This is a genomic window from Mesobacillus boroniphilus JCM 21738 (genome assembly GCF_000517385.1).
GTDB classification, from domain to species: Bacteria; Bacillota; Bacilli; order Bacillales; family Cytobacillaceae; genus Mesobacillus; species Mesobacillus boroniphilus.
The window spans coordinates 1-10792 of record NZ_BAUW01000107.1 but is presented as its reverse complement, the minus strand read 5'-3'; the positions used below and the strand labels follow the sequence as shown (position 1 = coordinate 10792).

8 protein-coding genes and 1 pseudogene are annotated in these 10792 nt (G+C 44.4%); 3 read left to right on the top strand and 6 right to left on the bottom strand.

Features of this window, described 5'->3' with window-relative positions; translation table 11 throughout:
• Nucleotides 1-104: 104 nt before the first annotated feature.
• Entirely contained in the window at nt 105-584 is a 480-nt protein-coding gene (gene ybaK, locus JCM21738_RS19105; RefSeq protein WP_023613474.1) for a Cys-tRNA(Pro) deacylase, read from the bottom strand.
• A 331-nt stretch (nt 585-915) separates the two neighbouring features.
• Between ybaK and JCM21738_RS19100 the strand changes: the two genes are divergently transcribed.
• Nucleotides 916-2451: an FAD-dependent oxidoreductase gene (locus JCM21738_RS19100; RefSeq protein ID WP_023613472.1), complete on the top strand. Its 1536-nt coding sequence runs from the start codon at nt 916-918 to the stop codon at nt 2449-2451.
• Between the two features lie 170 nt (nt 2452-2621).
• On the opposite strand, the gene JCM21738_RS19095 is transcribed toward JCM21738_RS19100, so the two are convergent.
• Nucleotides 2622-3521, bottom strand: coding sequence for an NAD(P)/FAD-dependent oxidoreductase (locus JCM21738_RS19095; RefSeq protein WP_023613471.1), 900 nt, complete (start codon nt 3519-3521; stop codon nt 2622-2624).
• Nucleotides 3522-3720: 199 nt separating this feature from the next.
• Here JCM21738_RS19095 and JCM21738_RS19090 point away from each other — a divergent pair, with 199 nt between their 5' ends.
• Nucleotides 3721-4242: a hypothetical protein gene (locus tag JCM21738_RS19090; protein WP_023613470.1), complete on the top strand. Its 522-nt coding sequence runs from the start codon at nt 3721-3723 to the stop codon at nt 4240-4242.
• Between the two features lie 353 nt (nt 4243-4595).
• On the opposite strand, the gene pgmB is transcribed toward JCM21738_RS19090, so the two are convergent.
• Together pgmB and JCM21738_RS19080 are read right to left on the bottom strand one after the other, a co-directional pair.
• On the bottom strand, nt 4596-5264 hold the full coding sequence (gene pgmB, locus JCM21738_RS19085; protein WP_023613469.1) for a beta-phosphoglucomutase: 669 nt from the start codon (nt 5262-5264) through the stop codon (nt 4596-4598).
• A 279-nt stretch (nt 5265-5543) separates the two neighbouring features.
• A pseudogene (locus tag JCM21738_RS19080) lies at nt 5544-7834 on the bottom strand (glycoside hydrolase family 65 protein).
• Between the two features lie 231 nt (nt 7835-8065).
• Here JCM21738_RS19080 and JCM21738_RS19075 point away from each other — a divergent pair.
• Nucleotides 8066-8434 carry a heme-copper oxidase family protein gene (locus tag JCM21738_RS19075; protein ID WP_023613467.1) on the top strand — a complete coding sequence of 123 codons (369 nt, stop codon included), beginning with the start codon at nt 8066-8068 and terminating at the stop codon, nt 8432-8434.
• A gap of 70 nt (nt 8435-8504) precedes the next feature.
• Here the strand turns inward: JCM21738_RS19075 and JCM21738_RS26295 are convergent, their stop codons facing one another.
• Together JCM21738_RS26295 and JCM21738_RS26290 are read right to left on the bottom strand one after the other, a co-directional pair.
• Nucleotides 8505-9839, bottom strand: coding sequence for a choice-of-anchor J domain-containing protein (locus JCM21738_RS26295; protein WP_243463099.1), 1335 nt, complete (start codon nt 9837-9839; stop codon nt 8505-8507).
• Nucleotides 9836-10612: a hypothetical protein gene (locus JCM21738_RS26290; RefSeq protein WP_243463098.1), complete on the bottom strand. Its 777-nt coding sequence runs from the start codon at nt 10610-10612 to the stop codon at nt 9836-9838. Before JCM21738_RS26290 ends, JCM21738_RS26295 begins: the two co-directional genes overlap by 4 nt.
• Nucleotides 10613-10792 lie beyond the last annotated feature (180 nt).

The following is a 10792-nucleotide window of genomic DNA, read 5'->3' as shown; positions in this document are numbered from 1 at the left end:
ACTGCCCTCACACCCAAACCTGTCAGAATTCCATGGTTTTCTTGACTACTTTTCTGGCTTCTCACCCGAACTTGTCCGAACTCGGATCCTATTAAGAAAAACATCTACGCTTTTACCAGTTCTGCATATTTACCATCCACGGCACTGATCAACTGGTCCGGTGCCAATTCGACCTGGAAGCCGATCTTCCCTGCACTGACGATAATGGTCTCAAGTTCCTGGGCGCTCTCATCCAAAAATGTAGGATAGTTCTTTTTCATGCCAACCGGCGAACAGCCGCCGCGGATGTAGCCGGTGAATTTCTGGATGTCTTTGACAGGCAGCATCTCTAGACTCTTTTCCCCTGCTTCCCTTGCAGCCTTTTTCATATTCAACTCCGCTTCTACCGGGATAACAAATACATATAAATCCTTACTGGTGCCTACAACAACAAGCGTTTTGTAGACCTGTGCCGGTTCGCGGCCAATTTTACCCGCAACAGCAACACCATCAATCTTGCCATCCTTCGAGTCATAAGTAAGAATCTCATACGGAATCTTCTGTGTATCAAGGATCCTCATTGCGTTCGTGTTAACCTTCGCCATCCTGGTTCCTCCTTAAAATGAAGGGCTTTAGGATAATTTTACCTGATGGAAGGTGACCCATTCAATCTTGATCACTTAAGGATCAGCCCTAAAATCCAAGTCAGCAAAACAGACATCGATGGCAAGGCACTGTAACCTGTGATTTCCATATTGGCACTCCAATCATTGATGCTTCCATTTTATCATGCAGACATCACCATCTTATCCAATTCGCTCAATTTGGTAAAAACTTGTCTATCCAAATTATGAGTGGGTAAAAGGAAAATAGCATGTTTTTCACTAAATAAGGAAAAATTAGTTACTATGAAGATTTTTTAAGGAGGATAATTAAATGAACGATTATACTTCAAAGCTTCCTCGTTTTCCTGAGCCATATTGGCGCAAAACAACTGAATTGCCAGCATTCCCTAAACTCCAGGAGGACTTGAAGGTTGATGTCGCTGTCGTTGGCGGCGGAATTACCGGTTTGACTTCTGCCTATCTCCTGGCCAAGGCTGGGGTTAAGGTTGCCGTTATTGAAGCTGGTTCCATATTGAACGGAACTACCGGACACACAACCGCAAAGCTGACCGCACAACACGGCGTTATTTTTGATGAGTTGATCAACCACCATGGTGAGGATATGGCACGTCTTTACTATCATGCCAACTATGACGCGGTGCAATTTGTCAAAAACCTTGTAAAAGAGCAGCAGATCGACTGTGATTTATCGGAAGAGGATGCTTATATCTACACGAATTCCGACAAAGAAATGGAAAATCTACTGAAAGAATTCAAAGCATATGAAAAGCTTGGTGTGAACGGCAGCGAGTATGTTTCTGAGGTTCCCCTGCCTGTGGAAGCAAAAGCCGGGATTGTGATGCGCAACCAGGCCCAGTTCCACCCGCTCAAATTTTTAAAGCATCTGGTTGAACGTTTTACTGAAATGGGGGGGCAAATTTTTGAAAATACTACTGCGGTGGATATGGAGGAAGGCTCCGAGCCTGTCGTTACAACCCGTGATGGGCATAAGGTACGCTGCAAACAGATGATTGTCAGCACGCATTATCCTTTCTATGACTTAAAAGGGTTTTATTTTTCAAGGATGACCCCGGAAAGATCTTATGTGTTGGCTGTCAAAACTGAAAAAGAATTCCCTGGAGGCATGTTCATTAATGCCGAGCAGCCGACCCGCTCGCTCCGCTATACGGACTGGAACGGTGAAAAAATCGTCCTGTTTGGCGGTGACAGCCATAAAGTCGGCCATAAAACGAATACGCACCAATACTATGAAGCTCTCGAGGCATTCGCCAACCAGACGTTTGGCGTAAAGGAAATCCCGTTCAGATGGTCTGCGCAGGATCCTGTTCCTTTCGATAAGATTCCTTTTGTCGGCCAATACTCAACAGCTACAGACAATATATATGTAGCAACCGGCTATCGAAAATGGGGAATGTCCAATGGAATCAATGCCGCCATTATGTTGAGCGACCAGATTCTGAAGAAGGATAACCCGTATACAGAGGTGTTTGACCCGCAGCGTTTCAAGGCAGATCCTGAACTGCGAAAAATCATTTCAACTAATGCACATATTGCCAAGACACTTGTTAAAGGAAAACTGAAGCGGCCTTCAAATCAGGCGACATCTCTTGAAAATGACGAAGGCGCAGCCGTGACAGTCAACGGCAAGCGTGCCGGGGCCTATCGCGATGAAGATGGACAGCTGCACGTCGTCGATACAACCTGTACCCATATGGGCTGCGAGCTCGAGTGGAACAATGGCGAACGCACATGGGACTGTCCTTGTCACGGCTCCCGCTTCTCTTATAAAGGGGATGTCATAGAGGGGCCAGCCGAACTGCCGCTTAAGAAAGTCGATTTAGAATAGGAGAAAGCCGCCACTGCAGATTGAGTGGCGGCTTTCAATATGTCCAAAAGGAGTATAATTTTCCAATAGGGATTATGTCGCTCCAAACAGGGATTTACGTCGCTCTCAACAGGGATTATATCGCTCCAAACAGGGAATAAAACCCTGCCCAAGGTAAATAACCTCTATCTCTACCCCTTATTCGCTAAAAGTGTCTTATGGATCCAGATGCTTGCCTGCATTCCGTCTCCCATCGCGATTGTCGTTTGCTCGGAATGGGCAGCGACATCACCTGCGGCCCAGACGTTTTCGACATTTGTCATTTTGGTTCTCGGGTCGACTAATACATGCTTGTTTTTATGAAGGTCGACACCAAGCTGCTGTGCGAGCTGCGACTTCACTTCATTCCCGCCGAAGGCTATGAAGCCGCGTTCTGAAGTCAGCTCCTCACCATTAGCGAGCTCAACTCCGCTGAAGTCAGGCCCGTCCGCCAGCACTTTTTCAATCGGCCCTTTGACATACTTAATGCCCTTATCCTTCATAGCCGCCAATATTTTCTCATCAACTTCTTTATTTTCATGATTCACATACGTAAGTTTATCTGTAAAATAATTCAGGGTCAGCGCCATGTTCGCACCAGGATTTCCCGATCCCATTACGATGGTGGACTTATCTTTCACTTCATGGCCATCGCAATCCGGACAAATATACACACTGATTCCAAGCGTTGGCATCAGCTCTGGAAATGGGGGAATCCGATCTATGACGCCCGTGGCCAGTAGCAAAGTCTTCGTCTTGTATGTGTCACCACTCTCAGCTTGGACCTCGAACCCATTCTCCATCTTTTCGGCGTTTTCTGCCTTGCCAATCACGAACTCAATACCATATTGCGCCGCCTGCTTACGGCCGATTTCCCTTAAGTAAGGCCCGCTTACCCCATCTGGATAACCAAGGATATTATGGTAGCTCTGGCAAATCGCTGACCTGCCGTCACCTGCATCAAGAACCATAACATTATGATTGTAGCGCCCAAGCTGAATCGCCGCCTGGAGCCCGGCAATCCCGCCTCCAACTATAAGGCAATCGTACATACCGATCCACCGTCCTTTTAAAAAGTATCATAATTGCATGTTTCCCTTTTTAAAGGTGTGGTAATCCGGTTTATTCTACATAGAGATCTACAACAAATTTTCTCAATTTTCCCATAAACACTTGTTTTGTCGAACGCCTCTAAATTACTACTTTGGCACTATGTAATCAGGTATAATGAAAAAGACGAGGTGGATAATAATGACAAATACAGTCGCGAAAAAACCAAGATTACTGCTTTATGTAATTTTAGCCTCTTTGATTTTAGCAACGAATTACATTCTTTACCGTACACCGATGTTCGGGCCAATACCGGAGGACGCTGTCGTCGGTTCACTACTGGACCTATTAATCAATTTGCCTCTCTTGACATACTTCATGATCATCCGCAAAAGATATTCGCTGAAATATATGGGAATCGTCATATTTGCTAGATTTGCCGCAGCCTTCATTGTCCCGCAGCATTTATCCAACTATCCCTTCCTTCCATACCTGCTGATGGTTTCAGAAGGAGCCTTCATCTTGTTTGAACTCTTTATTGCCTACACCGTCATCACAAGGCTTCCAAAACTGCTGAAAGACTATAAAACAGTGGCCGGCCGAAATTCGTTCTTTCTTATCAACATTCGAAAAGCCGAAGAAACAAACCTGACGAACCAGATGTTTTTTACCATGAATTGCAGCGGTCACTCCCTGAGTGATCGCTTTTTTAATGCTGAATAAAAATAATCTCTCGATCAATACGGTTAATCTCTCAATAAAGTGTAGTATTCACTCGATGAATCGAAAAAATCTCTCGATAGAAGCAAGTAATCTCTCACTCAAGCTAAATAATCTCCCATTCATCCAAAAAAAGGAACAAAAAGCGCAAGCGCCTCGTTCAGCCCCGACAAGCGCTGGAGGGCCGACCGGTGAAGTCGCTCTTTGACTTCATCGGGCGGACCGAAACGTCTCGAGGGGCTAGGCGCTGGAGCTGGATTAAGAAAACCTGGATAGTTATCCACATTGAAAATATTTTATAATTTCCTATTAAGTAAAAAACCCGGCCGCACATCCGCGACCGGATTCGAAGCCTATTAAGCGTTGTATACTTCTAAAATCTTTTCCAAAGAAAGCTCAGACGTGCTCGCATAGACAATATCAGCATTCTCGAAGCTTTCCTTTGGCCCGACGGCAACAGCGAACATTCCCGCTGATTTAATGGCCTGTACGCCTGCCGCTGCATCCTCGACACCAATGCATGCTTCTGGCTCTACACCAAGCATTTCCGCTGCGTGCAGGAAAACTTCCGGATGCGGCTTGCCGTTCACGACGGTCTTCGCATCGACGATGATATCGAACTCGGATTTCATTCCAAGCGACTCCATCACGGTGAACGCGTTCTTGCTTGCAGAAGCGAGTCCCAGCTTAAGTCCCTTTGCCTTAATATCCGCAATCAGCTCTTTGATCGCCGGTAAAAGATCAGCGGGAGTGATGTTCTGGATAAGCGAAAGGTAATGATCATTTTTCTTATCAGCCAATGCATCTTTTTCCTCAGCCGTGAAGTCCCCCGTACGGCCGCCAAGCTCCAGAATTTTCTCGAGGGAATCCATCCTGGAGACGCCCTTCAATTCCTCGTTATCCTCACGGGTAAAAGTAATGCCCAAATCCTCAGCCAGCGCTTTCCAAGCTAAAAAATGATATTCAGCAGTATCAGTAATGACCCCATCAAGGTCAAAAATAAACGCATTTAGTGGTCTTGTCATGGTCAAACTCCTTTCATGGATCGTTCTCATAACTTCACGGTCCACATTTTGTTGTGATTTTAGACATTTCGACTTCATTGTTGCTTCAAAATGTCTATTAAATCCTGTTTATTAGACATTTCAGATCCATCCGCACTCCAAAATGTCCATTAAAACATGCTTCTTGGACATTTCGAGTCCATTCACGCTTCAAAATGTCCATTAAAGCCGCGATATGGTGCCGCGGGGTCGCAGTAATGAGAGAGACCTTCAGGCTTCCCCAAAGATCTCTCAGCTTCTTTATTTTAATTTTACAGTTAGCTCGCCTTCTGCTGGAATTGTGACTTCCTCGCCGTAAAGCTTCATTGCAAGTTCTGGGCCTTGCTGTGTGAGGACGACGTTTTCCTGGTTTACTTCTACCTTGATATAGTGGTCGCGGTAGATGATGTTGAAGCTATACTGGTTCCACGCTTTAGGGATGAATGGCGCAAATGATAATGTGCTTCAGCCGTACGCATGCCCGCAAAGCCCTGGACGATACCCAGCCATGCACCTGTCATGCTTGTGATGTGCAGTCCGTCTTCTGTATCGTTATTGTAGTTATCAAGGTCAAGGCGCGCCGTGCGGTTGTACATTTCGTATGCCTTCTCTTCCATGCCAAGCTCTGCAGCAAGTACTGCGTGGATACTTGGAGACAGTGATGACTCATGGACTGTCATAGGCTCATAGAATTCGAAGTTGCGGCGCTTCTCTTCTTCTGTGAACTCATGATTGAAGAAGTACAATCCTTGAAGAACATCTGCCTGTTTGATGAAGCAGCTGCGCAGGATTTTATCCCATGACCAGTTCTGGTTGATCGGGCGGTCTTCAGCTGAAAGCTCATCAACAGTCATCAGGTCTTTATCAAGGAATGTATCGTGCTGGACGAATACACCTTTTTCTTCATCGTACGGGAAGTACATTTTTTCAATGATGTCCTGCCATTTCGCAAGCTCATCATCTGAGAATCCCAGGCCTGTGAGGCGGGCATCATGGCCGTTTTGCTTCAAGGATTCGATGACTTCAAGCGTGTAGCGAAGTGTCCAGACAGCAATACGGTTGGTGTACCAGTTATTGTTGACATTGTTTTCGTATTCGTTCGGTCCTGTTACACCATGCATCATGTAGACGTTCTTGGACTTATTGAAGTGGACGCGGTCTGCCCAGAAGCGGGAGATGCCGGCAAGCACATCGATTCCATATTCATGAAGATAATCTTGATCTCCAGTATAGTTCACATAGTTATAAATCGCATAAGCAATCGCACCGTTACGGTGGATCTCTTCGAACGTGATTTCCCACTCATTGTGGCATTCGACGCCTGTAAAAGTAACCATTGGGTAAAGCGCACCGTTAAGTCCCTGCTGCTTCGCGTTGTGGTATGCGCCATCAAGCTGGTTGTGGCGATAAATCAACAGGTTGCGGGCAACATCTGATTCTGCAGTAGACAAGTATAATGGAATTGCGTATGCTTCTGTATCCCAGTAAGTCGCACCGCCGTACTTTTCACCTGTAAAACCTTTAGGTCCAATGTTCAAGCGTGAATCCTCGCCATAATAAGTTGAGAACAGCTGGAACAGGTTGAAACGGATTCCCTGCTGTGCTTCATCATCGCCTGCAATCTCAACATCAGCGATTTCCCAGCGGCTTAGCCAGCCATTTCTGTGCTCTTCCAACAGTTGATCAAAGCCTTTTTCAATAGAACGACCTAGGACTTCTCGGCCTTTAGAAACAAGCTCGCCAGCTTCATAGTCACGGTCTGTTGTTACAGCAATATACTTGAAAAGGGTTACAGTTTGCCCCTGCTCAGCCTTAACTTCAATCACATTATCTACGTATTCTTCTTGTTCATTGACTTCAACCTTAGCTATATTTCCTTCGACAACCGTTTGCATAGTTGTTGCCACCTGGAAAGTCGGAGTACCGAATGGGTTGTCTTTTGTTTTCATTACAAGACTGCCATTATGTTCTGAAGCATCCCTGCTAATTTCATACCAGAAGTCTTCATCATAGTTAGAATCTTCGTTGCGCACGTCTCCATCAAGATAAGGAACAAAGGTAACGTTTCCATTATAGTTCTTGGCAGTAACTGAATACTTGATAGCAGCCAGTTCTTTATCAGCAACCGACAGGAATCGGATTGCTTCCACTTCAGTTTCCTTGCCGTCCTGGATGACTGTGAATTTCCTTGTCAAGACACCATGCTGCATATCAAGCTCACGGTAGTAATCCTTCACTTCTGCTTTGTAAAGGTCTAGTTCCTCTCCGTCAACAAATACTTTTATGCCGATAAAGTTCGTTGAGTTAATGACCTTGCCAAAATAGTGCGGATAGCCATTTTTCCACCATCCTACACGCGTTTTATCCGGAAACCAGACGCCTGCAATATATGAGCCGCGATGGAAGTCTCCTGTATAAGTTTCCTCAAAGTTTCCGCGCATGCCCATATGTCCATTTCCGAGACTCGTGATGCTTTCTGCAAGGCGGAAATCTTCTCTATGCAAGTCCGTTTCGACGATCTTCCAGCTATCAATCCCAAATAATCTTTTCATAGCTTTTATCTCCTTTTAGAAGTTGTACAAACGTTTGCACTATTATATCATGAATTCCCGCAAAAATGATAAAACCAAAGGTGATATTTTTGTGTCCTCCTGAACTTATTATTATTTTACTATTATAATCTGGCGAAAAACTTTTTCACCTATTTAGTTAGTACATAAGTTATAAATTTTCAGAAAACTAATATAATCTAAAAGAACTAAATTAGGAAGGAGGAAACATTTATGAGCATACGATTTTTCAAGGTCGCTGCGGTCTATTTTGTCATTGCTATTATTCTAGGAATTGTTATGGGGATCGCGCATGACTTCACATTGACCTCGGTGCATGCCCATCTAAATCTGCTTGGCTGGGTATCGATGGCCCTGTTCGGAACAATTTATTATCTTTTTCCTGCAGCAGGGAACAGCAAGCTAGCCTCTACGCATTTCTGGTTGCACAACATCGGGGTACCGGTCATGCAGGGCGGGATTACTTTATCCATGTTGGAAGGGGGAGTCATTTTCACCGTTTTTGCCATCCTTGGGTCACTAGTCATCGTTCTCGGAGGCATTCTGTTCTTGGTGAATGTGTTCAAGCACGTTAAGGCATGATATTGAATCATGCCTCTCCGCGCATTTAATAGATGATAAAAGCTGCGACCATATGGCCGCAGCTTTCATTTTATTTCTTTAATTTCTTTTCCTGTAATTGAACTTCATAGCTGAAGTCTACTGGATTTTTATCATCTGCAGGTGCAGCATAGCTTGTGATCATATAGTTCTTGCCATCCATGAATAGCTGTCTTAGCTGGAGAGCATCCTCTTCGGTCACATTGAACGGATCGACAGTCACTACCTTGTAAACTGGCTTTTTGCCAGCAGCTTGTTTTTCATTAAGGAACGTTACTGTGTACTCTACGTACTTCCCTAAAATCTCGTTCATGGACGTGAACGCATCAGTTGATGAACCGTCCTGGCTGAAGCCGATTTCCGGGATTGAAACGTTATCAATGAACCAGCCAGAGTCGTTATAGCCCCAGTCAGTCAGGTAACGGAAAGATACAAGAACTTTCTGTCCTGCATATTCGCTTAGATCAAATGTTTCATTTGTCCATCCTTCACTGTGACCAGTAAATCCAGGTACGTTTTCCTTGATCTTAGGATAGCCCTCTTCGACTACCTCAGATGTAGTGTTTTCATTAGCAAGGCTTGTCCATGTCTGTCCGCCGTCAGTTGAAACCTGGACAACACCAAAATCCCAATGTTCTTCAATATCAAGATAATGATCGAAATTCAAAGTTGCGTCTGTTACATTTGAAAGATCCGCTTCAAAAATCAATGTATTGTCTGCTTCATCACCCTGGTTGCCCCAAAGCACTTTGTTCGTTTCATCTGTTGGATCTGCCGCTACTTGCCATAAGGTTGGCAGGAAGTCGACACCATCAAAGGAAATGCCATCGATTTTATCCTGGAATTCAAGCTTCTTGAAATCCCCGCCCCATGCTGGAACGCCGTCTTTTTCAAATTTTAGTGCGCCTTCATAATCCACTGTATAGCCACGCTTGGTACCCTCGTTGTCCACTGCAAGATCACGAAGGTCAATGCTGTCAAAGTTATATACGCCTTCGCCAGGCTGGTTGCTGTCGAGGGCAAGAGCCGTAATAAAGTTCTGATATACCTGAGTGAAATCTTCTGTATATCCATGCTTAGCAAGTGTTTTATTGACCCCATCGATGCCCACTACATCGCTTGTAGCAAGGTCACGAATAAACTCTTTGCCAAATTTGTCATTCATATAAAGTGTGAAAAGATAAACCTGGCCGTAATCCGCAATCGTTTCTGGACCAGTTGTTGCTGAGCGGTGGTCATCCCAGTTCACTAGTGAATTTTCTGGGTGGTCAAGATAGAAGTTGATTGAACGATCATCATGTCCATATCCGCCAAGATATTCAGAGAATGTAGACATCCCTTCATTGATCCATGTTTCTTCAGCAGAGTCATTATCGGCATGGATCAAGTGCTGCAGTTCATGGATCGTTGTACCGAAGAACGTGCTTTCCAGGCGAGTTCCCAGCTGTTTGTATCGATTGTTATGATGTTGCGGTCAATATAATTTTCTAGCGTCTGCCAGTAGAATCCGGCAACAAAGAATGGATAGTTTGGATCGTTGTAGTTATCATCCTGAATGTTGTCTACCAGCATGATGACTTTATCACTGCCCTCATAGTAGCCTTTTGGAACATTGCCCCAAGCCGCTAAAGGTGATTTTGACCCATCATGCACATCAGGTGTACCGAAGAATTCGGTTGCCTTTGGATATATATTGCTGTCAAACTCATCGCGAAGTTTGTCCACTTGTTCTTGAGTAACAACGTGTGCCGGTCTTGGATCGTCAGTTTTGAAGCCTAAATCATTGGCTACCCAAATTTCAACGTTTTCACCCACACTGCGAAGGGTGAAATCTTTGAATTTCAAGTTTCTGTTCAAAAATTTCTTCGTTCCACCATCATTAGTAAAAGTGCTGTCAGCAGAACCGCTTTCTGACCCAGCTGTTTCACCGAACTGAATTCCTTTTGCTTGTTCTTTGATTGACTGCTCTGCCTTCTTTAAAAATTCTTCATCCTTTGAAAGCTGATCAAGACGGCCATCAATGTCCACTCTGTCTCCGTATCTTTCAATATCCCAATTTGCTGTCGTAGCGGCATCGGCTTCAGGTACCGCTGCTACTGGTGCAAACAGTGAAAGTGCCATTGCTCCTGTTGTTAAGATCGATAGTATTTTCGATTTCATCTTCTTTCTCCTTTCGTCCTACGAAATAACTATAAAAATCTTAACATGCTAAATTTTCTGAAATAAGAGAATATATTACTATATTTGAAATTACTTTTTCTTCCTAATCGGAAAAAAAAAGGACTTAATGACCAGGTCTAAAGTCTGATGATTATTTTAAAAAAGAACAAAAAGCGCAAG

Bases quoted from the DNA above. Each gene is read 5' to 3' on its own strand.
- ybaK (WP_023613474.1), bottom strand. From the start codon at position 584: ATGGCGAAGGTTAACACGAACGCAATGAGGATCCTTGATACACAGAAG.
- JCM21738_RS19100 (WP_023613472.1), top strand. From the start codon at position 916: ATGAACGATTATACTTCAAAGCTTCCTCGTTTTCCTGAGCCATATTGG.
- JCM21738_RS19095 (WP_023613471.1), bottom strand. From the start codon at position 3,521: ATGTACGATTGCCTTATAGTTGGAGGCGGGATTGCCGGGCTCCAGGCG.
- JCM21738_RS19090 (WP_023613470.1), top strand. From the start codon at position 3,721: ATGACAAATACAGTCGCGAAAAAACCAAGATTACTGCTTTATGTAATT.
- pgmB (WP_023613469.1), bottom strand. From the start codon at position 5,264: ATGACAAGACCACTAAATGCGTTTATTTTTGACCTTGATGGGGTCATT.
- JCM21738_RS19075 (WP_023613467.1), top strand. From the start codon at position 8,066: ATGAGCATACGATTTTTCAAGGTCGCTGCGGTCTATTTTGTCATTGCT.
- JCM21738_RS26290 (WP_243463098.1), bottom strand. From the start codon at position 10,612: ATGAAATCGAAAATACTATCGATCTTAACAACAGGAGCAATGGCACTT.